This window comes from Shewanella sp. MMG014 (assembly GCF_018100775.1).
In the GTDB taxonomy this organism is placed as follows: domain Bacteria; phylum Pseudomonadota; class Gammaproteobacteria; order Enterobacterales; family Shewanellaceae; genus Shewanella; species Shewanella japonica.
Genome location: NZ_JAGJDZ010000003.1, coordinates 288,196 through 313,418, shown reverse-complemented (window position 1 = coordinate 313,418; position 25,223 = coordinate 288,196). Strand labels below are relative to the sequence as shown.

Annotated in this window: 26 protein-coding genes; 14 read left to right on the top strand and 12 right to left on the bottom strand. The window is 41.6% G+C overall.

Translation table 11 applies throughout. From position 1 onward, the window contains the following. Positions 1-122: 122 nt before the first annotated feature. From pcnB to J8L86_RS06665, 5 genes are all read left to right on the top strand, one after another. Positions 123-1,466, top strand: a complete 1,344-nt coding sequence (gene pcnB / locus J8L86_RS06685) for a polynucleotide adenylyltransferase PcnB (RefSeq protein WP_225442104.1) — start codon at positions 123-125, stop codon at positions 1,464-1,466. Positions 1,467-1,468: 2 nt separating this feature from the next. Next, complete coding sequence (folK, locus tag J8L86_RS06680; protein WP_065109456.1) at positions 1,469-1,948, top strand: 2-amino-4-hydroxy-6-hydroxymethyldihydropteridine diphosphokinase; 480 nt, start codon at positions 1,469-1,471, stop codon at positions 1,946-1,948. Positions 1,949-2,013: 65 nt separating this feature from the next. Next, complete coding sequence (gene panB, locus J8L86_RS06675; RefSeq protein WP_055024926.1) at positions 2,014-2,808, top strand: 3-methyl-2-oxobutanoate hydroxymethyltransferase; 795 nt, start codon at positions 2,014-2,016, stop codon at positions 2,806-2,808. A 35-nt stretch (positions 2,809-2,843) separates the two neighbouring features. Then, positions 2,844-3,689, top strand: a complete 846-nt coding sequence (panC, locus tag J8L86_RS06670; protein WP_211029433.1) for a pantoate--beta-alanine ligase — start codon at positions 2,844-2,846, stop codon at positions 3,687-3,689. A 288-nt stretch (positions 3,690-3,977) separates the two neighbouring features. Then, complete coding sequence (locus J8L86_RS06665; RefSeq protein ID WP_065109453.1) at positions 3,978-4,514, top strand: hypothetical protein; 537 nt, start codon at positions 3,978-3,980, stop codon at positions 4,512-4,514. 60 nt (positions 4,515-4,574) lie between these two features. Here the strand turns inward: J8L86_RS06665 and J8L86_RS06660 are convergent, their stop codons facing one another. Beyond that, positions 4,575-4,772 carry a YheV family putative zinc ribbon protein gene (locus J8L86_RS06660; protein ID WP_055024929.1) on the bottom strand — a complete coding sequence of 66 codons (198 nt, stop codon included), beginning with the start codon at positions 4,770-4,772 and terminating at the stop codon, positions 4,575-4,577. 151 nt (positions 4,773-4,923) lie between these two features. On the opposite strand from J8L86_RS06660, the gene J8L86_RS06655 reads away from it, so the two are divergent. Continuing rightward, positions 4,924-6,831 carry an ABC transporter ATP-binding protein gene (locus J8L86_RS06655; protein ID WP_065109451.1) on the top strand — a complete coding sequence of 636 codons (1,908 nt, stop codon included), beginning with the start codon at positions 4,924-4,926 and terminating at the stop codon, positions 6,829-6,831. Between the two features lie 153 nt (positions 6,832-6,984). After that, entirely contained in the window at positions 6,985-7,443 is a 459-nt protein-coding gene (locus J8L86_RS06650; protein ID WP_055024931.1) for a DUF2390 domain-containing protein, read from the top strand. Between the two features lie 90 nt (positions 7,444-7,533). On the opposite strand, the gene arsJ is transcribed toward J8L86_RS06650, so the two are convergent. The 5 genes from arsJ to J8L86_RS06625 form a co-directional block, all read right to left on the bottom strand. Continuing rightward, the gene (gene arsJ / locus J8L86_RS06645) at positions 7,534-8,772 is read right to left on the bottom strand and encodes an organoarsenical effux MFS transporter ArsJ (RefSeq protein ID WP_211029431.1); all 1,239 of its coding nucleotides are present in this window, start codon (positions 8,770-8,772) and stop codon (positions 7,534-7,536) included. Between the two features lie 38 nt (positions 8,773-8,810). Then, positions 8,811-9,827, bottom strand: coding sequence for an ArsJ-associated glyceraldehyde-3-phosphate dehydrogenase (locus tag J8L86_RS06640; RefSeq protein WP_065109448.1), 1,017 nt, complete (start codon positions 9,825-9,827; stop codon positions 8,811-8,813). Positions 9,828-9,918: 91 nt separating this feature from the next. Then, on the bottom strand, positions 9,919-10,257 hold the full coding sequence (locus J8L86_RS06635; RefSeq protein ID WP_065109447.1) for a metalloregulator ArsR/SmtB family transcription factor: 339 nt from the start codon (positions 10,255-10,257) through the stop codon (positions 9,919-9,921). Between the two features lie 239 nt (positions 10,258-10,496). Continuing rightward, positions 10,497-12,086, bottom strand: coding sequence for a GMC family oxidoreductase (locus J8L86_RS06630; RefSeq protein WP_065109446.1), 1,590 nt, complete (start codon positions 12,084-12,086; stop codon positions 10,497-10,499). 45 nt (positions 12,087-12,131) lie between these two features. Next, the gene (locus tag J8L86_RS06625; protein WP_055024936.1) at positions 12,132-12,632 is read right to left on the bottom strand and encodes a hypothetical protein; all 501 of its coding nucleotides are present in this window, start codon (positions 12,630-12,632) and stop codon (positions 12,132-12,134) included. A gap of 180 nt (positions 12,633-12,812) precedes the next feature. On the opposite strand from J8L86_RS06625, the gene J8L86_RS06620 reads away from it, so the two are divergent. The 3 genes from J8L86_RS06620 to J8L86_RS06610 all read left to right on the top strand — a co-directional run bounded on the left by J8L86_RS06620 (position 12,813) and on the right by J8L86_RS06610 (position 15,166). Then, positions 12,813-13,775, top strand: coding sequence for a hydrolase (locus tag J8L86_RS06620; RefSeq protein WP_065109445.1), 963 nt, complete (start codon positions 12,813-12,815; stop codon positions 13,773-13,775). A 4-nt stretch (positions 13,776-13,779) separates the two neighbouring features. Further along, entirely contained in the window at positions 13,780-14,034 is a 255-nt protein-coding gene (locus J8L86_RS06615; protein WP_055024938.1) for a YheU family protein, read from the top strand. A 256-nt stretch (positions 14,035-14,290) separates the two neighbouring features. Then, the gene (locus J8L86_RS06610; RefSeq protein WP_055024939.1) at positions 14,291-15,166 is read left to right on the top strand and encodes a phosphoribulokinase; all 876 of its coding nucleotides are present in this window, start codon (positions 14,291-14,293) and stop codon (positions 15,164-15,166) included. Positions 15,167-15,394: 228 nt separating this feature from the next. On the opposite strand, the gene J8L86_RS06605 is transcribed toward J8L86_RS06610, so the two are convergent. Together J8L86_RS06605 and J8L86_RS06600 are read right to left on the bottom strand one after the other, a co-directional pair. Then, a complete protein-coding gene (locus J8L86_RS06605; RefSeq protein WP_211029429.1) occupies positions 15,395-15,814 on the bottom strand; it encodes a hypothetical protein in 420 nt (139 codons plus the stop codon). Between the two features lie 254 nt (positions 15,815-16,068). Then, entirely contained in the window at positions 16,069-16,812 is a 744-nt protein-coding gene (locus J8L86_RS06600; protein WP_231919123.1) for a tetratricopeptide repeat protein, read from the bottom strand. A gap of 425 nt (positions 16,813-17,237) precedes the next feature. Here J8L86_RS06600 and crp point away from each other — a divergent pair, with 425 nt between their 5' ends. The 4 genes from crp to J8L86_RS06580 all read left to right on the top strand — a co-directional run bounded on the left by crp (position 17,238) and on the right by J8L86_RS06580 (position 20,311). Then, entirely contained in the window at positions 17,238-17,873 is a 636-nt protein-coding gene (crp, locus tag J8L86_RS06595) for a cAMP-activated global transcriptional regulator CRP (RefSeq protein WP_055024942.1), read from the top strand. Positions 17,874-17,959: 86 nt separating this feature from the next. Continuing rightward, positions 17,960-18,307 carry a hypothetical protein gene (locus J8L86_RS06590; RefSeq protein WP_055024943.1) on the top strand — a complete coding sequence of 116 codons (348 nt, stop codon included), beginning with the start codon at positions 17,960-17,962 and terminating at the stop codon, positions 18,305-18,307. After that, entirely contained in the window at positions 18,288-18,962 is a 675-nt protein-coding gene (locus tag J8L86_RS06585) for a response regulator transcription factor (protein ID WP_055024944.1), read from the top strand. The genes J8L86_RS06590 and J8L86_RS06585 overlap by 20 nt, the downstream gene beginning before the upstream one ends. Further along, positions 18,959-20,311 (top strand): sensor histidine kinase, encoded by a 1,353-nt coding sequence (locus tag J8L86_RS06580; protein WP_211029427.1) that lies wholly within the window; start codon positions 18,959-18,961, stop codon positions 20,309-20,311. Before J8L86_RS06585 ends, J8L86_RS06580 begins: the two co-directional genes overlap by 4 nt. Before the next feature lie 117 nt (positions 20,312-20,428). Here J8L86_RS06580 and J8L86_RS06575 read toward each other — a convergent pair whose 3' ends face one another. From J8L86_RS06575 to J8L86_RS06560, 4 genes are all read right to left on the bottom strand, one after another. Continuing rightward, a complete protein-coding gene (locus tag J8L86_RS06575; RefSeq protein WP_211029419.1) occupies positions 20,429-21,229 on the bottom strand; it encodes a DUF1338 domain-containing protein in 801 nt (266 codons plus the stop codon). 66 nt (positions 21,230-21,295) lie between these two features. Beyond that, entirely contained in the window at positions 21,296-22,756 is a 1,461-nt protein-coding gene (gene astD, locus J8L86_RS06570) for a succinylglutamate-semialdehyde dehydrogenase (protein ID WP_065109440.1), read from the bottom strand. 11 nt (positions 22,757-22,767) lie between these two features. Further along, entirely contained in the window at positions 22,768-23,787 is a 1,020-nt protein-coding gene (astA, locus tag J8L86_RS06565) for an arginine N-succinyltransferase (protein WP_055024948.1), read from the bottom strand. Between the two features lie 109 nt (positions 23,788-23,896). After that, the gene (locus J8L86_RS06560; protein ID WP_055024949.1) at positions 23,897-25,114 is read right to left on the bottom strand and encodes an aspartate aminotransferase family protein; all 1,218 of its coding nucleotides are present in this window, start codon (positions 25,112-25,114) and stop codon (positions 23,897-23,899) included. Between the last annotated feature and the right edge of the window lie 109 nt (positions 25,115-25,223).

The window sequence follows — 25,223 nt, the reverse complement described above, 5'->3', positions numbered from 1 at the left end:
ATTAATCGTATCGTTCGAGGTGTATTATTTTTCGCCGTATTAGTCAGTTCTGCAGACAACTGTTTGAAGACAATAAATCCACTCCTGTCAATGAACCAGAAGTTCAAGATGACGGTCTTCGCTTGGACATTGTCACCAGAGATGCCCATACAATCTCTCGACGTCAAATCAGTGAAAATGCACTTAAAGTACTTTATCGACTCAGCAAGTCTGGCTATAAAGCTTACTTAGTTGGCGGTGGTGTTCGCGATATTTTATTAGGTATGGAACCAAAAGATTTCGATGTCGTGACTAATGCGACCCCTGAAGAGATCAAAAAATTATTCCGTAATAGCCGACTCGTTGGTCGTCGATTTAGATTAGCGCATATTGTGTTTGGTCGTGACGTCATTGAAGTGGCAACGTTTCGTGGTCATCACGGTGAAACTGATGACAAGATTTCGAAATCGAATGCTGAAGGCCGTTTATTGCGTGATAACGTCTATGGCGAAATCGATGAAGACGCTGAGCGTCGTGACTTTACCATCAATGCACTTTATTACGACATCAGCGATTACTCTATTCACAGCTATGGCGGCGGTATTCGCGATCTTGATGACCGTACCATACGTTTGATAGGCGATCCTGAAACCCGTTATCGTGAAGACCCTGTCAGAATGCTACGCGCGGTTCGTTTTGCGACAAAACTCGATATGAGTATCGAATCCAAAACGGCTGAGCCCATTAACGCATTAGCGCCATTATTAAAAGATATCCCAGCCGCAAGAATGTACGAAGAAGTACTCAAGTTATTCTTTGCCGGTAAAGCAAAAGCTAACTACGACATGATGCGTGATTTCGGTTTATTTCAGCCATTATTCCCGCAAATTTCAGCACTGATAAAAGAGCAGCCAAACGGCAATACAGCCAAAATGCTTAATGCTGTAATGACGAATACCGATTTACGTGTTAGCCAAGACAAACCTGTTACACCAGCGTTTTTCTATGCAGCGTTATTATGGTACCCATTAAAACAACGTGCTGATGATATTGCCCTAGAAAGTGGTTTAAGCCATTACGATGCGCACGTCGCCGCAATGGGTGATGTGATGGAGCAGCAATGCCGCACTATCAGTATCCCACGTCGATTTAGCACTCCCGCTAAAGATATTTGGCAATTACAACTGCGTCTTGAGCGAAGCCAAGGCACTCGTGCCTTTAAACTGCTTGAGCACCCTAAGTTTCGCGCTGCATATGACTTACTGCTGTTACGTGGTGAAGCTGAAGGTGGCAATATAGGGAAAATTGCGACTTGGTGGAAATCATTTGTTGAAGCAGATGAAACAGAGCGCTCTGACATCGCTAAAAGCAGCAATAAAAAAGGCCCTAGCCGCAACAGAAACGCCCATCAGCGCAAACGTCGTCGCCCAAAGCCTAAATCAGATAACTCAGGTTCATCTGAAGTAAAACCGACTAACAAAGGTTAATCATGAGCACCACAGTCTATGTGGCGTTAGGCGCAAACCTTAATGACCCAGTACAACAACTTGAAGATGCGGTACTGGCGTTAAGAAGCATTGCAGAAAATAATGCGGTGACCATCTCGCCGCTATATCGCTCTGTGCCTATGGGGGATGTTGAACAGCCAGATTATGTCAATGGGGTAGCAAGCTTTAACACGAACTTGACTCCCATAGCCTTACTTGATGCCTTACAACATATTGAAAATACCCAGGGCAGAGTCAGAGAAGTCCGCTGGGGGCCTCGTACATTGGATCTTGACTTGTTGCTTTATGGGCAAGAGTGCATTGACACACCAAGACTCACCGTCCCCCACTACGGCATGAAACAGCGCAGTTTTGTACTCATTCCATTGGCAGACATTAATCCGCAATTAATACTGCCTTGTAATACTGAATTAACACACTTAATTACCAGTGAAATGCGGGCTGAATTAGTCCAACTTTAATCAGCACTTAGCAATACGCACCGCAAATCGATAACTTGAATATGAATAACTTTTAAGAGTTTATTATGTCAAAAGTCACTAGCTCAACCCTTATCAAATTCAAACAAGAAGGTAAGAAATTTACCGCACTCACCGCATACGATGCGAGCTTTGCCGGCGCATTTGATAATGAAGGCATCGACGTTTTGTTGGTTGGCGACTCATTAGGGATGGTACTTCAAGGCCACAACGACACCCTACCTGTTACAGTCAATGATATTGCGTATCACACAGCCAGTGTTAATCGAGGTTGCAAGCGAGCGTTACTGATCGCTGATATGCCGTTTATGAGTTATGCCACGCCAGAACAAACCATGACCAATGCCAGCACCCTAATGCAAGCAGGGGCAACCATGGTCAAACTTGAAGGCGGTGAATGGCTACTAGAAAGTGTGAAAATGCTGACTGAACGCGGTATTCCAGTCTGTGCACACTTAGGCTTAACGCCTCAATCAGTACACGTATTTGGTGGCTTTAAGATTCAAGGTCGTGAAGAAGACAAAGCCCAACAAATGGTCGATGATGCATTAGCACTTCAAGCTGCTGGCGCTCAGTTATTGGTTGTTGAATGCATCCCTAGTGCGCTAGCAAAACGTATCACTGATGCGCTAACGATTCCTGTCATTGGGATTGGAGCGGGACGTGATACTGATGGTCAGATCCTTGTTATGCATGATGTACTTGGGATCTCTAGCGGTTACATCCCTAAGTTCTCTAAAAATTACTTACAACAAACTGGTGAAATTCGAGCAGCAGTAAGAGCCTACATTGAAGAAGTGGCTAATGGTACATTCCCAGCTGACGAACATGCGTTTAATTAATAACGCACTCTTTAATCGTTTATAGGTCAATATCAATGATTACCACAGCGAACATTGCTGAAATTAGAGCGCAAGTAAAACAGTGGCACATGCAAGGCGATACCGTTGCCTTTGTGCCAACGATGGGCAACCTTCATAAAGGTCACATTACCTTAGTCACTGAAGCACTAAAACGTGCGGATCATGTGGTCGTATCAATCTTTGTTAATCCTATGCAATTTGGCCAAAACGAAGATCTTGATGCCTATCCAAGAACGTTACAAGCAGATAGTGAAGCATTGGTAGCCGCTGGCGCGGAACTCTTGTTCACCCCCACACCAGACATTATTTATCCTAAAGGGTTAGCGCAACAAACCTTCGTAGAAGTCCCTCATATTGGTGATGAGTTTTGCGGTGCAAGTCGACCAGGTCATTTCCGTGGTGTCGCTACTATCGTTTGTAAGTTATTTAATATTGTTCAAGCTGATGTCGCCGTTTTTGGCCGTAAAGATTACCAACAGTTAATGGTCATCACAGCTATGGCTGAAGATTTATCATTACCGATTGAAATTGTAGGCATTGACACAATACGTGAAGCCTCAGGTTTAGCGATGAGCTCGCGAAATGGCTATCTAACGACAGAGCAAAAACAGCAAGCTGCCACCATTAAACGGACCATGGATGCAGCTGCGCAACATGTTATGGATGGTAAAACAATCACTGAAAGCGAGGCTGTAGCCGCTGACATGTTGACCCAAGCAGGCTTTAAAATAGATTACTTTTCAATAAGAAATGCTGTCAATTTAGCCATTGCGACTGCAGATGATAAACACCTTGTTATCTTAGCTGCCGCCTACCTTGGCAACACACGATTAATCGATAACCTCACTTTCCAACGTTAATCTATTCACCACTTGCCCTGTAAGACTTAGCTGATTTTTCACTAAGTCTTACATATTTAAAGCAAAGTTCTTCAGTGCCAATAAAAAATCTACTGTCAAAAAACTGGTTTTCTCGTTAAAATTAGGCCATAGTAAAAAAGTATACCTACATTATCGTTACAACCGACTATAATGATTTACAAACTTCTAGAGCCAATGGACATTGGCCAACTAGCGGTAAGCAACGGATATATTTTTTAACAAAAGGTGTTAAAAGGATATTTGTTTATCAAAAGGATATGTGGCCGCATGCCAATTAGACTACTACTAACATTGATGATTGTATTATTTATGGGGCCGACGTTTGCCTCTGCAAATACAATATATAAGTGTATGAAGGACAACAAAATTGCCTTCAGCCAAACGGTCTGTCCGAAAGAATTTCGTCAGCATAAAATTGAATATGAATTAGGTATCACAACCGAAGTCGATTCTGACAAAGTCGTATTAAAAGAAGATCCGTTAAAAGCACTATTGAAAAAAGAAACCATCTCAAAAGAGAAACTGATCCAGTTGCTCGATAGTGAGGTGTATCGCCTTAAACAAGAAAATAGCTATTTTGAAATTTTACGTGCAAGCGAAATACAAAAGCTAGATAGAAATCGTTACTGGCATAAAAAAGAAAAAGATGATCCAGACTATGTGGAAGATTTAGGTGAAATTAATCATCGCTTTGATGAGTTAATGAAAAATAACCGTCATGTCATCATCGTGCTCATCGAGCACAAAAACAAAATTCTTGCTGAAAGCGCCAATGATGGCGCTCTAGCCAAAGAAGAAGGCTAACGAACTCTTAGGCCGTTAGCCTTTACTTTTCTCACATTTAAGCATTGTCATCTTGAAAACTTAATCAGGTTTAAAGACCCCTATCACATCACCTGTGGCTTTTTTGGCAACTTTCGCCTCAGTTTGTTGCTCACGATAATCACAATCTGTGCATTCTACAGTTTCAATCCCATTTTCTTTAAATAACTGAATGCTATCTTGCGCATGACATTTAGGGCATTTAGCCCCAGCTACAAAGCGTTTCTTAATTTTTGTCATAATTTTATTATTTTTCTTCTACACATTTATCAATTCAATATCATTATTTTGCCATAGTTGTACTAATCCAGTCTCGCTCTGGTATTAAAAAACTGTCAATTACGCTATTATCCCTGCACTTTTTGTCTTATCACCAATCAAGTTGCTATTCATGATTAACATCAGTCAAGCCCAGCTCATCCGTGGAACAAAAACCTTACTCGATGACGCCGATCTCACCGTATACCCTGGTCATAAAGTTGGCCTAGTAGGCGCAAACGGAACCGGTAAGTCTTCATTGTTGGCCTTGATTTTAGGTAACTTACAACTCGATAAAGGTGATTTTAGCCTTCCAGCAGGCTGGCAAATTGCGACTGTAGCGCAAGAAACGCCTGCATTGGAAGTCTCAGCATTAGAATACGTGCTTGATGGTGACGTTGAGTTTAGACAACTTGAGGCTCAACTTAATCAAGCACAAGAAGATAATGATGGTCATAACATTGCGCTTATCCATGGCAAAATTGACGCTATTGGTGGCTATGCAATCCGATCACGAGCGGGGGCATTATTAGCGGGCTTAGGTTTTAGTGAAACAGAACAAAGTAGCCCAGTAAAAAGTTTCTCTGGTGGCTGGCGTATGCGCCTTAACTTAGCACAGGCTTTATTATGTCGCTCTGATCTTTTACTTCTCGATGAACCTACCAACCACTTAGATTTAGATACCATGTATTGGCTTGAAGGTTGGATTAAAGCATATCAAGGCACACTGATCCTTATCAGTCATGACCGTGACTTTATTGATGGTATTGTGGATGAAATTGTTCACGTCGAGCATGCAAAGCTTAACTATTACAAAGGTAATTACAGTGCCTTTGAACGTATTCGTGCTGAACGCCTATCGCAACAACAAGCCGCATTTGAACGTCAACAAAAAGAACGTGCCCACATGCAATCTTTTGTCGATCGTTTCAGGTATAAAGCCAGTAAAGCCAAACAAGCTCAAAGCCGCTTAAAAGCCTTAGAAAAAATGGCTAACCTGTTGCCTTCTCAAGTAGATAGTCAGTTCCATATGGCATTTAGAGAGCCTGATGCCCTACCAAATCCGCTAGTGACCATGGAAAATGTTTCTATTGGTTACGGTGATAAAACCATTTTAAGTGAAGTAAAGCTCAACCTTGTGCCAGGGGCTCGTATTGGCCTACTTGGGCGCAATGGTGCAGGTAAGTCGACCTTAATTAAGCTGCTTACTGGAGAATTAGCACCGAAAACAGGTAAATACCAACCTAATCCAGGACTAAATATTGGTTACTTTGCCCAGCATCAAATCGAATTTTTAAGTTTGGATGATAGCCCATTGCAACATATGGTGCGGTTAGCGCCAAATGCCAAAGAGCTTGAATTACGTAACTTCTTAGGTGGGTTTGGCTTTAATGGTGATATGGCTTTGTCTGCTGTCGGGCCATTTTCAGGTGGTGAAAAAGCCCGCCTGGTATTAGCGCTATTAGTTTGGCAAAAACCAAACGTTTTGCTATTAGATGAACCCACCAACCACCTTGATTTAGAAATGCGTCATGCGCTGACAATGGCCTTGCAAACTTTTGAAGGTGCCATGGTCATCGTGTCACATGATCGACATCTTTTACGGTTAAGCTGTAGCGATTATTACCTTGTAGACCAAGGCGCTGTTAAACCATTCCAAGGCGACTTAGACGACTATCATCAATGGCTGCTTGATGCGGCAAAAGCTGCACAACCGGTTTCAGATGATAATAATGTAAAGCCAGCAGTCGATAAAAAGCTGCAAAAACGGTTAGAAGCAGAGTTGAGACAAAAGGTATCGCCTTTACGTAAGCAACAAATCAAACTTGAAACTCAACAGCAAAAAATAACCAGTCGTTTAAGTGAGCTTGAAACAGAATTGGCAGATGGTTCACTGTATGAAGCTGAAAATAAAGCTAAAATGACGAAAGTGCTCAATGAACGAACAGAACTGACTCAAGCGATGGATGAAAGTGAAATGACTTGGCTAGAGCTACAAGAGCAAATCGAAGTTATTGAACAAGCATTTACGCTTAGCTAATTAAGTTATCAGTATTATTGGGGGGTTAACACTGTCAGCCCCGCTTGAATCACATAACGTCATTCAAGCAATGGAGTACCAATTTACAACAGGGCTAGAGTAGACAGGAACAAGCCCTATTGATGGACGCTAATATTTAAGGAGAAATAGCCAGTGCAACAGTTTAATTCGTTACTTTGGCGTGATTGTGATAACCGTTACGCCACTCATCGTTTAAGCTATATTAGCGTGCAAGACGATTATCAGGTCAATATTAATCTCCTTTTACTCGCTCAATATCTCGACCAACAGCAGCACCCTTTAGCGCTCGCTCAATGGGAAAGCTTAGCTGCAACTATTGAAGATTGGGATACCAAAGTGGTTTCGCCTTATCGTAAATTACGCCGCCTAGCAAAAACCTATTTGCAACCGGGGGAGTATCAACAGATGTTGGATATCGAGCTCATGATGGAGCGAAAAACCCAGCAAATGTTGCTTAAAAAGCTGAATCAGTTTGAAGCAGAAGGTGTTAGCGTGGTTGTTAACAATGACAATGACACCTATAACACGGACAATTATTTGTGTTTATTTGGTATTGATGCTGACTACTTTACCGGTCTGCAATCTGCTTAACATCATTTTGCTGGTTATCGCTTCTCAATAACCAGCAAAATGTTTATTAAAGATATCTAGCCTAAATTCTTAGCTTTACCTTCTTAACGATTAGGTTTTTTGTGTCATAGGTTGATGTTGTGGTAGCTTCAATGAAATCACTGCAGCCAACGCAATAAATCCACTTGAAATCCACAGGCACGCTTCTAAACCGTATTGCTGAAACACCCAACCAGACAGCAATGTGCCTATCAGTCTACCCATGGCATTTGCCATGTAATAAAAACCGACATCGAGAGACACGCCGTCTTGATCTGCATAGCTGACAATTAAATAGCTATGCATCGACGAATTAACCGCAAACAAGCCGCCAAAAATCAATAAACCACCGATCAATACTGTTTGGCTATGCCAGTCTGACACCAAAGCCAAAGCAATCAATCCAGGAATAACAGCTAATATCCCAGCCCAAACAAATGCGCTTTTACCATCCGGCACCTTGCCTTGCTTTTTACCAGTAAAGTAAGGAGCAAAAGATTGCACAGCGCCATAACCGATAACCCATGTCGCTAAAAAACCTCCGACAGACCAATGATCCCAATTAAACTGACTGGCTAAATACACTGGCAAGGCTACGACAAACCAAACATCTCTAGCAGAGAACAAGAATAATCTTGCGGCAGAAAGGTAGTTTATCGTGCTACTTTTAGAAAAAATCTCAGTAAATTTCGGCTTAGCTGTGGCCTTACCCATTTCACTTTTTAAACTAACAACACTGAAGAACCATACCAACAACAATGCCAGCGCCATAATCAAAATAGCAACTTGGAAACCAAATAGACTCAATAATGCACCACCTAAAAAGAATCCGACTCCTTTTAAGGCATTTTTAGAACCTGTTAAAATGGCGACCCACTGATAAAGCTTACTTTCCGCTCCAGCTGGTACGAGTGTTTTAATGGCGCTTTTAGCACTCATTTTATTCAGGTCTTTTGCAATACCAGATAGAGCTTGCGCTGCCATCACCCAGACGACAGTTAACCATTCGTTAGGAACGAGTAGCATTGATAATGCAATCACTTGCATACCAAGGCCGATATTCATGGTGCGATTTAATCCTACCCTCGCACCTAACCAGCCACCCACTAGGTTAGTCACAACACCAAAAATTTCATAAAACAAAAACAACATCGCAATTTCAATCGGGCTATACCCTAGCCCATGAAAGTGCAGCACCACCAGCATCCGCAAGGCGCCATCAGTTAATGTAAACGCCCAATAGTTGCCGGTCACAATTAAGTATTGTTTTATTTCACTAGGCAAATTTGCCAATTTAGTCATAAAAGACATCGCAATAACCCTATTTACTCTATCCGCTTCCAAATTGACTAGGAGTTAGCTTTATCTTGTAAACCCACTAAACGCATTAACTCTGCGGTGCGGTTTGCATAGCCCCATTCATTGTCGTACCACACGTATAATTTTACTTGAGTACCATTTACCACCATGGTCGATGGAGCATCAATAACTGCTGAACGAGGATCAGTTTTATAATCAATAGACACAAGTGGTCTTGTTTCATAACCCAGCACCCCCGCTAGTGGGCCTGCTGCAGCCTCACTCAATAATGCGTTAACTTCCGCTTCCGTGGTATTTCGGCTCACTTCAAACACACAATCTGTAATTGAAGCATTGGCTAATGGCACACGAATAGCGTGACCATTTAAGCGCCCTTTTAATTCAGGGAAAATATGAGTGATTGCCGTAGCCGATCCCGTTGTTGTTGGAATAAGGTTCATGCCACACGCTCTTGCACGACGTAAATCTTTATGGGGTGCATCAAGGATTGTTTGGGTGTTTGTAATGTCATGAATCGTTGTCATTGAACCATGCACAATCCCAAGTGATTCATGAATCACTTTAACCACTGGTGCTAAACAGTTTGTAGTACATGATGCAGCAGTAACAATCGGATGGATAGCTTGATCGTAATCTTGATGGTTTACGCCCATAACGACATTTAACACACCGTCTTCTTTTACTGGAGCAGTAACCACAACACGTTTTACACCTTGATCTAAATAAGCTTGTAATTTTGCTTTGGTCTTCATCACACCTGATGCTTCAATCACCACATCACAATTAGACCAATCGGTATCTGCAATCGCTTTATTCGCTGTACAAGTGATTTTATGACCATTAACCTCAATGACATTATCATTGGCGATAGCTTCATGTTCCCAGCGACCATGGACAGAATCAAAGTTAACCAGATGCGCTAACGTCGCAGCATTACCAGCAGGATCGTTAATCTGGATAAACTCAACATCTTCCCAATCAAACGCAGCACGAAAAGATAAACGTCCCATACGGCCAAAACCGTTAATTCCTACTTTAATTGTCATAAGTCACCTTCTTAATTCATTCATCGTAATTTGTCGTGTTGGTTTACAGCCCAGTGTATTTGTCATTGTGCTGCATGTGCGTTAAGCAAGGTTAGCAGCACATTTCATTAGGTCGATTAGGCATCTCGGCCAATCGCTTTACATCATTGGCAATAAATTCACTATTAGACTCAGCAGTTTGAGCAATCATCGTTTGTATCCATTGCGGTAGTTGAGGATTGACTCGGTAATAAACCCATTTACCTTGACGTCTATCAACAAGCAGTTCTTCTTTTCGTAGCTGAGCGAGATGGCGAGAAATCTTCGGCTGACTGTCATTTAACGCGGCCATTAACTCACACACACACAGTTCATGATTAACAGAAATAAGGAGTAAACTGCGTAGGCGAGTTTCATCAGCTAGGCATTTAAAAAAGACATTGGGTTGCATAAACACTCTCTCCACTTGGCTCATATCCTAGAAATGCATGATAAAAGCCGCACAGTTAAATCAAATAATATGCCGATAATATATATGGATAAGCATATATGTACAATTCCATATACGTATTTTTCGCTAGATAAAAATGGTTTGATAACCTAAGTTAAAAAGCATCAAATTAACTCATTGTTTTGGTATAAAAAAACCGACGCAATGGCATCGGTTTTTATTCACATGAAATAGCTCATTTATACACTAGGCGTTGTCGGCTTCAATCGTTCGGCCAATAAAGTAGCATTTCTTGCAACAATGCCATAAATCGATAGCTGAGGGTTTGCACCTAAGCTAGTTGGGAACATTGAGCCGTCCATAACTGATAAGTTTTCGAAATAATGAGACTGGCCTTCACTGTTAATCATTGAGATGCTTTTATCTTCTCCCATTGCGCAGCCTCCCATGACATGAGCGGATGCCACAATGGTTTTTAATAAACCTATGTCCATAGTCGCAATGGTCTCTTTAGCTTGTTTCCAGCTTAATTGCATCCCTACGCCATCATTTATTGGCAACACTTTTTGTGCGCCCGCAGCAAACTGCAATTCAGCCATAGTCGCAAAAGCACGTCTTGCGGTGTCCCAAAATGGTTTTTCAAGCGGGTAATCTAATGCAAAGCCTGAATCTGTTAACCTAACTTGTCCACCAACACTATCTGCAGAATAGCCATCTCTTACAAGCGCTATCATTACCTGTAAATTATTAAAGTGGGTCATTAACTCTGCATGACTTCGCCCGTAGCCGATAGTTTTAGATGCGATTAACACAGGATGAATCGGCGGCACTTCCAATTTATAGCCCATTTCGCCTGCTGCACCGTCGCGCCATACAAATTCATCAGAATAAATAGACTGAGGCGCACCACTGTGGCCATCAATTTGTTTGTCAAAAATACTTCCCGATAATAAGGTCGGGTGTAGAAAGGTTTTACCCAGTAATTGATGAGGATCTGGAGTCTTTGCCCGCATCAAAATTGTCGGCGTATGTATCGCGCCAGCACTTAAAATATAATGTCTTGCACTAAAGGTGAGCTTACTGCCACGATTTGAAGAGTGGGCAGTGAGACTGTCAACTTTATCCACTTTATGTGCTAAATCAACAACCTTAGCATTTGAAATCAAGGTTGCACCATGAGCTAGCGCACTGGGAATGGTTGTAACCAACATCGACTGCTTTGCATTGACTGGACACCCCATGCCGCAATAACCTGTATTCCAGCAACCTTTAACATTGCGTTTAATGACAGTGTATTCCCATCCAAGCTTTTCACAGCCCTCTTTTAATGCAGCGTTATTCAAGTTGGGCTGGAATTGCCATTCGCTGATATTCAGTCTTGCTTCCATCTTTTCAAACCAAGGCAATAAGCTTTGGGATGAAAGCCCTTTGACAGATTTTTCTTGCTCCCAAAAAGCCAATGCATTTTCAGGAGTTCGAATTGAAGTCGTCCAGTTAACCGTGGTTGAGCCGCCAACACTGCGTCCCTGAAAAATACCAATGCCTTTATCAGAGGTTTTCATCGCTGCTGCTTGTTGATATAAGTTGGGGTAAGCAGTGCGCTCTTCCATATCAAAATCTTGTGAAGATTTAAGCGGCCCCGCTTCAATCATGATCACCTTTAAACCGGCTTCGGTAAGAATTTCAGCCGCGGTTCCGCCACCTGCACCAGTACCAACAATCACAACATCAGCTTCAAAATGTTGGTCTTCTGTCAGTAAGTTGGCATCAATATGCTGCCAGCCTTCATTTAGTCCAGTGATGATTGGATCGACAATATTTGCTGCCATTTGATACTCCAGGATCTGTTGTTATTGTTGTTGCGATCAAATAGGTTATGCATCAAGAAAGGTGGGTTTTGCATAATGTAATCGCCCCCAGTGTTCGGGACAGGCGTAGTAGCTCGATACAATCAATTCGCGCAGCCCTATGTAAGCTGTCTGCATCATATCTAAAAAGTGGTGGCGCCACTGTTCTAACATATCGTTTAACTCAGCCGGGGTTCTTAACATTAGCGGCGTGATGCTACTGGTTAAAATCAGCAAGCCAAAGCGAGACTCAAGCATTGATAATAACTGAGATAATTCTTGTTGTTGCTCAGTGGGTAGCACGCTAATCGTTTGGTTAATCGCATTAATGGTTCGATTTAAAAATGCCTCTCGATAGTTAGCCACTTCTGGTAATGCTCCGTCCATAAATACAGGGATAAGCACACTAAATAGCAAACGGTGTGTGTCGTCAGGGCTATCACTCACTTCTGGTGTATACAAGCTCACGCCTAATGCCAGTGCCGCGGTACCAGTAAATGCTCCAGTTAAAAAGGTTCTTCTTTTCATTATCATCCCTTTATTGACATTGCCTACCTACTGAGTTGTGCACTCGCATTTTCAAAAGCTCTTGGCTTGATTGAAACGCGCCAAATCTGTTGCCTTAAAAGCAACTATGCTAAAGTGAACTCAATCAACATTTAAACACACGTTTGAATATTAACAAACCACTGTATATAAAATAACCCTATGAAAAAGCGTTTTATGCCACCTTGGTGGGCCGTAAGCTCCCATATTCAAACGATTTTACCTGTATTCACCAAAGTGGACAAACCAGAGTTAAAACGTCAAAGACAAGAGTTACCTGATGGCGATTTTATTGATTTAGACTGGTTAGCGACACCGGTTAATGGCAAGCCGATTTTAGTTATTTTGCATGGTTTAGAAGGCAGTAGTGACTCACATTATGTCCGCAGAATGTTGCAAACGGCCAATGATCATCAATTGTGTGCTGTTGTGCATCACCATCGCAGCTGCTCAGGTACCCCAAACCGTTTAGCTAGGAGCTATCACAGCGGTGATACTCAAGATATTCACTTCACGCTATCCCAATTAAAACGTCACTACCCTGATTCACCATTATTAGCAGTAGGATACAGTTTGGGTGGAAATGTATTAGCTAAATATCAAGGTGAGCATGGTCATCAAAGCCAATTAGACAAAACAGTTATTGTTTCTGCGCCTTTATGTTTAGCAGCTTGTGCTAAAAAACTAGAAAGTGGATTTTCAACAGTTTACCAGCAACATTTAATCAAGCAGTTACAACAAAAAATGCAGGACAAACTCACTCAACAACACTTAACGAGTTCCATGCCAGTGACTGCTAATGAAATTGATAAATTAACCACATTTCATTTATTTGATGACAAAGTCACTGCGCCTCTGCATGGCTTTAATGATGTATTTGACTATTATCAACGTGCTAGCGGTAAGCCATTTTTGCAGCATGTTCAAAAGCCCACATTGATTATTCACGCTAAAGACGACCCCTTTATGACTGATGCAGTGATCCCTTCTGAGGACGAATTATCAAAGCATGTAGAATACGAGCTTCATCATCACGGTGGTCACGTCGGTTTTATTTGTGGCGGCACACCGTGGAAACCTAAGTACTATTTAGAATCCAGAATCATCTCTTTTATGACGAGTTAACCCTATGCTAATCCCTTTCGAAGCCTTACAACAGTTACCACCAGATACGCTCAACAACCTCATAAAAGAGTATTTATTCACTCAGGTAGAGGATGGGTCATTCGGTCAATTAGATGATGACCAAATTCAGTTGGCCATTGAAAAATGCAAACAGTCACTGAAACAAGGTGAATTAAAAGTCGAATACAGCGAGGATGATGAATCAATCGCTATAAGACATAAAGATCAGATTATTTACCCTACGGCGGACTTTGATTAAACTTCGCCATGCTCAGTATGTCTTTGCAATTTAAACCTTAGATAAATCATAACAGTGGCTCAAAATATATACATTAGCGACTGCTTAGATATTCATTTTGATTGGTATAATATTGACCTAAAAGGTTTCAGCCCGTATAAATAGAGTCTGTTTTTCTTCGAGTTTAATCATGAAAGTGTTAACGATGAGCAGATCGACAACACGTAAACTGTCTCAGAACTTTAACTAATTTTCACGTTTGATCTAGGTAGGATAAATGTCCACAAAACATCCCATTATTGCTGTTACAGGCTCTTCAGGCGCTGGCACAACCACGACCACGACTGCATTTACCCACATCTTTCGTCAATTGGGCATTAATGCTGCTTTTATTGAAGGCGATAGCTTTCATAATTTCACCCGTGCAGAAATGGAAGTATTGATCCGCAAATCTCAAGCTGAAAATCGTAATATCAGTTACTTTGGGCCAGAAGCCAATAATTTCGTCAAACTTGAAGAGTGCTTTCAAAGTTATGCTGAAACAGGTCAAGGACAAACACGTAGTTACCTTCACACATTTGATGAAGCAGTCCCATTCAATCAAATGCCTGGTACATTTACCCAATGGCACCCGTTACCAGAAAACACCGACATGCTGTATTACGAAGGACTACATGGTGGTGTTGTCACAGAGGATGCTGATGTTGCCAAACATGTGGACTTATTGATTGGCATGGTGCCAATCGTCAATCTCGAGTGGATTCAAAAGATCATTCGAGACACCTCTGATCGAGGTCATAGCCGTGAAAAAGTCATGGGGTCTATTGTCCGCAGCATGGACGATTACATTAAACATATGACGCCGCAGTTTTCTCGTACGCATATTAACTTTCAACGTGTACCCACGGTAGACACCTCTAATCCGTTCAGCGCAAAAGATATCCCAAGCTTAGACGAAAGCTTTGTCGTTATTCGTTTTCGCGATATAAATAATGTCGACTTCCCGTATTACTTAAGCATGATTGAAGGGGCATTTATGTCACGAGTGAATACTTTAGTCGTGCCAGGTGGCAAAATGTCATTAGCTATGGAGCTGATTTTAACCCCGCTAATTAAAGACTTAATGAACAAGAAGACAGCCGAGAATGAATAGTACTCTCTGTTTCAATGGTAAAGTCTAATATTGAAATGAGTAAATAAGTTGTTGCTGTTAAGCTTGATTTAAGCCATAGCCCTTATCATTCTGGCTATCGGGATTTCAGGCGAAAGAACGATAGTTGATGTGCTCATGGGTGTTAATTCCCCCATCTTTATCTGTTAGCGCACTTGGGCATATCAGCAAACCCTCTTCACGCTCGACTATACAAAATTTACACGAAACCTAATCTAATGATGCTAATAAGCGTTTAATTTCTTCACGGACATTATCTACCTGCTCTACAATTTGACTGGCTGCTTGTTCATCATCGTGCATTGAATGCCACTGAGTTGACCAAACTTGAGTTAATTCGACAGACTCCTCCGCAACCGCTTGATTGGTTAGGCTACTTAAATCAGCAATAAGTCCAACCTTAACCCAGCCTACACGTGGATTTCCTTGTTCTAGGTTATTGTCATAATGTGCTGCGTATACTAACTGTTGAACTTCAGCAAGTTCTAATAGCATCTCAAAACAAGCCGTTCTGACATTACTATTATTCTCTGTTATTTCCATCCGCCATACATTGTAAGAAAACCCCATAAGCGAAAACAGCACACTGAAAATAACGGTGAGTTGATAAAGCTTCATATTATTTGGCATTCCAACTCCTTAACGATTTCGTGCAGGACAATCAAAACCAGTTTAGTTAAAACAAGTGCAGCCTTAATCATAGATAATAATGATTCAAAGCAGAGGAAAATTGCTAAGTACACATTTGGAGTGACACCTAATTAGCACCAGATACAAAAAACGACCCTTAGGTCGTTTAATTCATCATGTACTGAAAGAGAGTTGGAGTGTTGAGCCTATGCCCTCACTGATAATCAATCGCTTTCGAACTCGTGCAGCTTAATTTAATTCATCAGTGGGATAATTTCACGATAGGCTTGTTTTTGACGATATTGCTCTAAACGCATAATAAATTCATCACTTTGGGCCACCGTTGGATTTTTCTCTAATGCTTCAATAGCTTTTTGCTGTGTATCCACAGCAAGTTCAAATTCGCCTAACTCAGCATATGCCGCAGCGAGATTATCTAAATTAGTAGGATCTTCAGAGTTATTTTCAAGTAATTGTAACGACAGCTCCACAGCACGTGAACCGTCTCGGTATTGCTCTTCAGGACACGTTGCTAAAATCCAAGCCACATTTCCCAGTGCTATAGCATCGCCTACTTGGGTAAATTGCTCTAATGCTCTGCCGCAATTACGCTCAACACCATCGCCACCAGCAGAGTAAATAAAGCCTAGACGAAAATGTGCTCGCGAATCACCTTGCTCAGCAAGGACTTGGTACCACTTTTCAGCAACAGCCAAGTCACGGGGTAATAAGTTTCCTTCAAAGGATAAATCTGCAATCGTTTGTTGTGCTTTAATATGATCTTGTAATGCAGCTTGCTCAACCCAATACAGGCCTTGGCTGGTATCTTGATCAACAAATCGCCCAGCCAAGCTCATCAAGCCCAGTAAGAACTGCGCATCTGCATTTCCGTCTGCAGCACGTAATTGAATATGTACCAACTTGCTAGCAGCTTGTGATTCAAGCGAAGCAGGTATAGAAAAAGCATGGGCAGGTAATACAGCAGCGCCACTGAACAATAACGAACATGCTAAACCTAGATTGACTAGCTTCTGAGAATATTTCACTTCAACCTCTACGACATCGACTTCACTTTGATAATCGAATTAACAATAACTATCAATTGCGGTTTTTACAACAATGGAAAGTGAATTCTAAGTGCAAAATATTGTAAATGACTCAAACATAGGAACAAAAAACAGGATAACTTTATCAATAAAACAGCTTAGATGACTTGATAAATAATTTAAGCCGCACTAAATTAGATGAACATCGTTAGCTAATGTAGCAAAAAAAATTTTAAATTTAATAAGTTAAATAGTGTACTGGCAGCATTTTTCATAATGTTAAACTCGATCTTCATCAAAGTTTTGTAAACATAAGTCAAGTACAATTACTTTATTAGCTAGTCCTTACTTTCATTTTATCAATCGAGGAAATACACATGGCTCTGATTGGCAAGCCTAAACCTGATCCAACTTTGGAGTGGTTTCTTTCACACTGTCACATCCATAAATACCCAGCGAAAAGCACCTTGATCCACGCAGGTGAAGAATCTGATACCCTTTACTACATCGTGAAAGGTTCAGTCGCAGTATTGATTAAAGATGAAGAAGGAAAAGAAATGATCCTTTCTTACCTTAATCAAGGTGACTTCATTGGTGAATTAGGTTTATTCGAAGAGCAAGCAGAACGTACTGCTTGGGTTCGTGCAAAACAACCTTGTGAAATTGCTGAAATTTCTTACAAGAAATTCAAGCAGTTAATTCAGGTTAACCCTGAGATTCTAATGAAGTTGACCGCTCAAATGGCTTACCGCTTACAAAGCACTAGCCAAAAAGTGGGTGACTTAGCCTTCCTAGACGTTGCAGGACGCATTGCACAGACTTTATTACATCTTGCTAAACAGCCAGATGCAATGACTCACCCAGACGGCATGCAAATCAAGATCACTCGTCAAGAGATTGGTCAGATTGTTGGTTGTTCACGTGAAACTGTTGGCCGTATCTTAAAAATGCTTGAAGAACAAAATCTTATTCAGGCTCACGGTAAAACTATAGTGGTTTACGGAACACGTTAAGTTAAGCTTCAGCTTGATTTAAGGGTGATTAATTAAAGTGATAATTAGTAAATCTAATTATCACTTTTTTTATGGGAGTCTTTCCGATGAGGCAGCTATCTGTGCTACTTATCAGCGTTATTGTAACTACTCTCAGTTCCCTACCCGCTCACGCAATTAAAAATGAGCTTCAACATGACGAAGTTCAGCGCTTGGTCACATCAGGTAGCATTCAATCACTTGATTATTCCCTTACTTTACTTGCACAATACTGTGATGGTGAATTAATTGATGCCAGCCTCTATCAAGAGGATGATAAATGGCGTTATGATTTGCAATTAAAGTTAAAAAAAGGGCATGTCATCCATTTATTTCTCGATGCAACAAATGGGATGCCAGAGTCAATGGACCAACTACCAAGTGAATGCCAAATAAATGAAACTGCTACTCGTTGAAGATAATACCCTTTTAGTTGCTGAGCTTGAAAAACAACTAAAACAAGCTGGCTATGTCACCGATGTTACCGACAAAGCTGTTGAAGCTGATTACCTAATAAAAGAAACACAATACGACTGTGTCATTTTAGATATTGGCTTACCCGATGGTAATGGCCTAACGCTAGTGGAATCTTGGCGAGAAAAAGGCATCGACACACCAGTAATAATGCTGACAGCACGTAGCCAGTGGCATGAGAAAGTAGAAGGCTTCAATGCAGGTGCTGACGATTACCTCGCAAAACCTTTCCATGCGCAAGAGTTATTAGCACGTGTGCAAGCCCTTATCCATCGTGCCCATGGCCGACTCAATACCGCGTCAAAACAATTAAGCTATGGCGGCATTACTCTTGATGAAGCTGAGCAAAGAGTCCACATCGGTGAAAATCATTATGAGCTAACGGCAATGGAATTTAGATTATTAAAAATATTCCTGATGTCGCCTAAAAAGTTGTTGTCCAAAGCCCAACTGACCGACAAACTTTACCAGTTTGATGATGAAAAAGAGTCTAATGTGGTCGAAGTTTACGTGACTCATTTACGTAAAAAACTCGGTAAAACAGCTATTGAAACTCGTCGTGGCCAAGGATATATCTTTCACGGCATCGTAGAATGATTTCAATCCGCAGTAAGCTAAGTCTCTGGCTTAGCGGACTCATTATTATTGCAACAGTTATTGGGCTCATTTTGTTTGAGTCCATGCTGCGACAAGCTTTTCACGACTCCATCATCAATCGTCTTGAAGAAGATTTAGAGCACATCATTCTAGCCAGTCACATCAACTCTGGCGAAATCATCATAGATCAGAATGAATTATCCAGCTTTTACAAACCCGCATACTCAGGTCGCTACTTTCAATTCAACTCTGACAACCAAGTGATCCGCTCACGCTCTTTGTGGGATGTTCAGCTTGATATTGAACTGTTAGCACAAAATCAAACTCGAGTGTGGCAAGCCAAAGGCCCAAAAAATAATGACATGCAGTTATTATCTATAGGCATTGGCTCAACTAGCGGTGATAAAGTGGCCACGTTAACTGTGGCACAAGATTTAAGTATTGGCAGACGGGTCTTCAGTGAAGTATTTGGCACTAAATTGGCCATCAATATCGCTATGTTATCAGCGATGATTTTTGGTATTTTTATTATCTTACGCCAATCATTTAAGCCGGTTAAATATATCCAAGATTCCTTAGCTAAATTACGCCAAGGTGAAATTAATGCACTTGAGCTTAATCAAATACCCGTTGAAATTAAGCCGCTCGCTGAAACTTACAATGAACTGCTTGATTACACTGCCAATCAAATTGAACGTAGCCGAAATAACCTCGGTAATTTGAGTCATGGATTAAAAACCCCATTAGCCGTGATGCAACAACAGGTAGAAGTGCTTGGTCTGTCTAACCCTGAAGCAGCCGAAGCGATGCAGCAGCAGTTAGACCAAATCCGCAATATGATTGAGCGAAAGCTCACTGCAGCCAGAATTACTGGTGATATGTTGCCAGCAGCTCAGATGGTCATTCCGCGAGACTTTGAAGCGTTAACTTCAACGTTAGATAAGGTTCATCATCAAAAGAGTATTACCTGCGACATTCAGGTTGAAGCAGATATCGCTCGACTGCCTATCCATCGAGAAGATGGAATGGAATTATTTGGTAACTTACTCGATAACGCCTATAAATGGGCAGAATCAAATATTAGTTTAACAATAAAATCGATTAGTCAAGTGCTCACACTATACATCGAAGATGATGGTCCAGGTGTCAATGATAGCCAATTAACCCAGCTAACTAACAGAGGGAAACGGTTAGATGAGGGCGTAATGGGTCATGGGCTTGGCCTGTCTATCGTAAAAGAGATTATAGAGCAGTATGGTTACTCTTTATCATTTAGTCGCTCAGCGCGCTTTGGCGGCCTTTGTGTCACGATTGTGTTTGATAACCCCAAAGTCAAAACGCTAAGTTAACCTTATTGTATTAGCCGAATCGCTTTTCTAGCCCATTCAATACAAAGTTAAATTACAAAAAAGCCCTGATAGTGCACTACCAGGGCTTTTTATTACACGTGTTTGTATGTCGATGACTTACCCAGCAGCGTTAGTGCTTTCAAATATCTTATCTGCAGATGCCGCCACAAAGCCTGTATATAAGTTGCCATCTGCCATTGGGTAACGGCGAGCAAACTCATAAAAACAAGTAGGGATTTCAAGTTCACCATCAGCAAAGTCAACTACCATACGGTCAGCCATTGTTGAAGATTGCTCAAGTAACACTTCTGGTGAGCCTTTCACTTCGCCACCCGATGTATTTAATGTAAAGCCAGCACCTTTAAGCGCTTCATTAACGGCTTCAATTTTTTCAAACTCTGGTAATGCGTTAATCGACACAGTGAAATGGTTTGCACGGTAGCCAATCGCAGCCACCCAAGCAGCATACTCACTTTCTGCTAGTAAGGTGTTATAGCTGGCCAAATCAACTTGCCAATGACGGCCTGAATATAAGAAGTTATCCGCTTTAGTATCTGCAACATCAACTTGATCAATTAAGCCATGAATAATGGTTTGTGCAGCTTGGCTAAACTCTTCAACTAACAGTTCAGAGATAAACACTTTTGGCTGATTAGGATCTGGATGTTCAAAGTGCTTAGCAACTAATTTTTTCTGCTCAAAATTATAGTCACCACAAGCTACATAACCAATTGACTCAAAATGTGCAGCCAGTACAGACAAATTAACTTTAGCAATGTTAAACGTGCGCAGCGCAATATGATCATTAATGATCGGCTCACCCTTGCTTAGCAATTGGTGAATGCTGTCTGCTGATGGGGTCATGTTAATGTAATCTTGCCAAAGAGCAGCAAATAATGCATTTACGTCAGTGTGCATAAAAAAATCCTTCTTTAAAAAAGGCAATGACCGAAAGTCATTGCCTTAAGTCAGCGTCACCCAATACTAGATTGATAGTCCTGGGCTTAAATTAGCAGGTAAACTCACACTGTCAGCTTCAACAGAAGCAACAGGATAAGCACAATAGTCAGCAGCATAAAATGCGCTTGCTCTATGGTTACCAGAAGCACCTACGCCACCGAATGGAGCCGATCCTGATGCACCTGTAATTTGCTTGTTCCAGTTAACAATACCGGCACGAATACGTGCTAAGAAGTAGTCATAATCTTCACGGCTGTCAGCCAAAATACCTGCAGACAGGCCATAACGTGTGTTATTAGCCATATCAATCGCTTGGTCAAAATCTTGGTATCTTACAAGCTGTAACAGCGGGCCAAAATATTCTTCATCAGGCAGTTCGGCAATGGCAGTAACATCAATCAGACCAGGTGTAACAAGACCAGTACCTGATTCAACATGTGTTAATTCAATTAAAGACTGGCCTCCTAAGGCTTGTAGTTCAGCTTGGGCTGCAACCATACCTTTTGCTGCGCCTTCTGAAATCATTGAGCCCATAAATGGTTGTGGTTGAGCATTCCAGCTACCCACTTTAATTTGCTTAATGGCGCTAATTAGCTGCTCAATCAATGCATCACCCGCTGCACCATCTTGCACATATAAACGACGAGCACAGGTACAACGCTGACCTGATGAGATATAAGCAGATTGAATAATATCGTGCACGGCCGCTTTAGTGTCATTCACATCCTTGATAATGAGTGGGTTATTCCCCCCCATTTCAAGAGCAAGAATTTTACCTGGATGACCTGCGTATTGCTGATGCAATAAGTGACCAGTACGAGAACTACCTGTAAAGAATAAACCATCAATTTGAGGGTGCGATGCTAATGCTTTACCTGTTTCAAGCTCACCTTGAACAAGATTAATCACACCTTGTGGTAAACCTGCTTTTTCCCATAATTTAAGCATTTCTTCAGCCACTTTTGGCGTTAACTCTGAAGGCTTAAATACCACGGTATTACCTGCAAGCAATGCAGGAACGATATGACCATTAGGTAAATGACCAGGGAAATTATAAGGACCAAATACAGCAACAACTCCATGTGGCTTATGACGAAGAACAGCACGCCCTGCCGGAATATCATTGGTTTCTGTACCTGTACGCTTATCATGGGCTGCAGCAGACAAACCAATTTTGCCAATCATTGCACCGACTTCAGTAGCTGTTTCCCACTGAGGCTTACCTGTTTCTTGAGCAATCACTTCAGCCAATTCTGCTTTGTGCGCTTCAAGTTCACTTCGATACGCTTCAACAATCGCTAAGCGAGCATCGTAACCTAACATGAACCAATCAAACTGTGCGGCTCTTGCGGCATCGATTGCTGTATTAACTTGGGCCGCTGTCGCTGTTTTACCACTCCAAATCACCTCGCCATTTGCAGGGTTTACAGAAGTCACATCATGGCCTTCACCATGAGACCATTGGCCTTTAATAAATTGTGTCATTTGTTTGTGTCCTAAAGTTCTAGTACGCGAATATTATCGCCTGCTGCCACTTTTAATGCTTCTGCCAATTCAGGGCTAAGCGTGACATTGTCATGTTTATCAGAGACTAAGACTCGTGCAGAAGTCGCACGATAATCCGCTAATAATGTATTAGCGACGATGTATTGATGATCTGCATGTGGCATTTTGCCAATTTTGACGGTCAGCTCACGGCTTTGTTGAACAGAGCGGATATCAGATAAAGCACATTCAACTGTCGGGCCGCCATCAAAAATATCGACGTAATTTCTAAATTTAAACCCTTCAGCCTGCAGTAGTTTGAGTGCGGGCTTAGTATTACGATGAACTTCACCAATCACTTTTTGCGCTTTTTTAGGTAATAAGCACACATGAATTGGGCTTCTTGGCATCATTTCAGCCATAAAGGCTTTTTTGCCCAAACCTGATAAATAATCAGCTTCAACAAAGTCGATACCTAAGAAATGGTCTTGTAACCACTCATAAAAAGGTGAGTCGCCTTTCTCATCACTTACACCACGCATCTCAGCAATCACTGTGCTACCAAAGCGTTGCTCATGTTGAGCAAGGAATAAAAAGCGAGAACGAGATAGCATACGACCGTTATAACCACGACGGTAAGCTTTATTGAGAAATAACGTACATAACTCAGCAGCGCCTGTGTAGTCATGGCATAAGGTGAGTGTTTCAACTTCATTACGCACTGATATTTGCTTTGAATGGTACACTTCAGTACCTAAGCGGTAATGATAAAACGCATCTTCCATTCCAACGGCAGCTTCAATACCACAGGTACCGACAACTTCATTGGTTTTAAGATCTTCAAGCACCATCAAATAACCTTCATCAAAAGGCTTTTCAACTTGCTTGGCAAAAGAGGCTTCTGCACGAGCAATTTTCGATCTTAATAGCTCTTCGTTCACAGGTAGGGAGGTAAACCCGTGGCCTGATTCAACAGCTACTTTGTATAGAGCATCGTAATCACTGGCGCGAATTGGTCGAATGATTAGCATCAAACTCTCCTTGAAATAACCAAATAAAAAATGACATGAGCAACACTCACTTCATTTCATTGGCAATCCAAACTAAAAAGCGCAGCTTAACGCTGCGCCAATAGATAGATTAACCTGCTACTACTTTAGCTACTGCACGTTCAAAACGCGCTAAGCCTTCAGCAATATCAGCTTCAGGGATAACAAGAGACGGCGCAAAACGCACTACGTTAGCACCAGCAATCAGGCTCATTAGACCTTCAGCAACAGACGCAACAAGGAAATCACGACTGCGACCAGCATACTCTTCGTTTAACACGGCACCAAGTAACATGCCTTGGCCACGCACTTCAGAGAATACGTTATATTTAGCGTTAATTGCTGCTAAACCGTCACGGAACAATTGCTCACGGTGCTTAACGCCATTTAATACTTCAGGGGTATTAACCACGTCCATCACAGCATTACCGATAGCACACGCTAAAGGGTTACCGCCGTATGTTGAACCATGAGTACCAATTTTAAGATGTGCTGCAATTTTGGCAGTGGTTAGCATTGCAGCAATTGGGAAACCACCACCTAATGCTTTAGCACTGGTTAAGATGTCAGGTACGATATCAGTCCCCATGTAAGCAAATAACTCACCTGTACGACCTACACCAGTTTGTACTTCATCAAAAATAACTAAAGCATCATGCTTATCAGCTAGAGCACGCACTGCTTTTAAGAATTCTGGGTCACCATTGATGATCCCGCCCTCGCCTTGTAATGGCTCAAGCATAATGGCACACGTGTTATCTGAGATAACCGCTTCTAATGCGGCGATGTCATTAAATGGTACGTGCGTAACGCTTTGTGGCTTAGGGCCAAAGCCATCAGAGTAAGCAGCTTGCCCACCCACGGTCACAGTGAAGAAAGTACGGCCATGGAAAGCTTTATCAAATGCAATGATTTGATCTTTTTGTGGACCGTGATTTTCAAGTGCGTAACGACGAGCCAATTTTAGGGCTGCTTCGTTTGCTTCTGCACCAGAGTTAGCAAAATAAACACGTTCTGCGAATGTTGCATTGACAAGCTTAGTCGCTAGTTCAAGTGCAGGCTCATTCGTCATTACGTTAGATAGGTGCCACAGTTTTTCACCTTGTTCTTTGAGGGCGCCAACCAATGCTGGGTGACAATGACCTAAACAGTTCACTGCAATACCACCAGCAAAATCAATAAACTCATTACCTTCTTGGTCCCAAACTCGGCTACCTTCACCGCGAACTGGGATTACAGCTGCAGGCGCATAATTAGGCACCATAACTTGATCAAATTGGGCACGTGTTAAGTTCATTTCAACGCTCATTGCTTTTCGTTCCTTTAGGTTTATAAGTGACTAAACATCACTCTAGTCCGCTATCTATATTGGTTTTGGTTTCGTGTTGTAGCGGTTGCTTGTATTACTTGAAGGACAT

Excerpts from the sequence above, each read along its gene's own strand:
- J8L86_RS06635 (WP_065109447.1), bottom strand. The coding sequence starts at position 10,257 with ATGCAACCCAATGTCTTTTTTAAATGCCTAGCTGATGAAACTCGCCTA.
- J8L86_RS06580 (WP_211029427.1), top strand. The coding sequence starts at position 18,959 with ATGATTTCAATCCGCAGTAAGCTAAGTCTCTGGCTTAGCGGACTCATT.
- J8L86_RS06655 (WP_065109451.1), top strand. The coding sequence starts at position 4,924 with ATGATTAACATCAGTCAAGCCCAGCTCATCCGTGGAACAAAAACCTTA.
- J8L86_RS06660 (WP_055024929.1), bottom strand. The coding sequence starts at position 4,772 with ATGACAAAAATTAAGAAACGCTTTGTAGCTGGGGCTAAATGCCCTAAA.
- astA (WP_055024948.1), bottom strand. The coding sequence starts at position 23,787 with ATGCTAATCATTCGACCAATTCGCGCCAGTGATTACGATGCTCTATAC.
- J8L86_RS06605 (WP_211029429.1), bottom strand. The coding sequence starts at position 15,814 with ATGCCAAATAATATGAAGCTTTATCAACTCACCGTTATTTTCAGTGTG.
- J8L86_RS06665 (WP_065109453.1), top strand. The coding sequence starts at position 3,978 with ATGCCAATTAGACTACTACTAACATTGATGATTGTATTATTTATGGGG.
- J8L86_RS06610 (WP_055024939.1), top strand. The coding sequence starts at position 14,291 with ATGTCCACAAAACATCCCATTATTGCTGTTACAGGCTCTTCAGGCGCT.
- J8L86_RS06620 (WP_065109445.1), top strand. The coding sequence starts at position 12,813 with ATGAAAAAGCGTTTTATGCCACCTTGGTGGGCCGTAAGCTCCCATATT.
- crp (WP_055024942.1), top strand. The coding sequence starts at position 17,238 with ATGGCTCTGATTGGCAAGCCTAAACCTGATCCAACTTTGGAGTGGTTT.
- J8L86_RS06560 (WP_055024949.1), bottom strand. The coding sequence starts at position 25,114 with ATGAGCGTTGAAATGAACTTAACACGTGCCCAATTTGATCAAGTTATG.
- J8L86_RS06625 (WP_055024936.1), bottom strand. The coding sequence starts at position 12,632 with ATGAAAAGAAGAACCTTTTTAACTGGAGCATTTACTGGTACCGCGGCA.
- J8L86_RS06585 (WP_055024944.1), top strand. The coding sequence starts at position 18,288 with ATGAAACTGCTACTCGTTGAAGATAATACCCTTTTAGTTGCTGAGCTT.
- J8L86_RS06590 (WP_055024943.1), top strand. The coding sequence starts at position 17,960 with ATGAGGCAGCTATCTGTGCTACTTATCAGCGTTATTGTAACTACTCTC.
- panC (WP_211029433.1), top strand. The coding sequence starts at position 2,844 with ATGATTACCACAGCGAACATTGCTGAAATTAGAGCGCAAGTAAAACAG.
- J8L86_RS06615 (WP_055024938.1), top strand. The coding sequence starts at position 13,780 with ATGCTAATCCCTTTCGAAGCCTTACAACAGTTACCACCAGATACGCTC.
- J8L86_RS06640 (WP_065109448.1), bottom strand. The coding sequence starts at position 9,827 with ATGACAATTAAAGTAGGAATTAACGGTTTTGGCCGTATGGGACGTTTA.
- J8L86_RS06575 (WP_211029419.1), bottom strand. The coding sequence starts at position 21,229 with ATGCACACTGACGTAAATGCATTATTTGCTGCTCTTTGGCAAGATTAC.
- J8L86_RS06630 (WP_065109446.1), bottom strand. The coding sequence starts at position 12,086 with ATGGCAGCAAATATTGTCGATCCAATCATCACTGGACTAAATGAAGGC.
- astD (WP_065109440.1), bottom strand. The coding sequence starts at position 22,756 with ATGACACAATTTATTAAAGGCCAATGGTCTCATGGTGAAGGCCATGAT.
- folK (WP_065109456.1), top strand. The coding sequence starts at position 1,469 with ATGAGCACCACAGTCTATGTGGCGTTAGGCGCAAACCTTAATGACCCA.
- panB (WP_055024926.1), top strand. The coding sequence starts at position 2,014 with ATGTCAAAAGTCACTAGCTCAACCCTTATCAAATTCAAACAAGAAGGT.
- arsJ (WP_211029431.1), bottom strand. The coding sequence starts at position 8,772 with ATGTCTTTTATGACTAAATTGGCAAATTTGCCTAGTGAAATAAAACAA.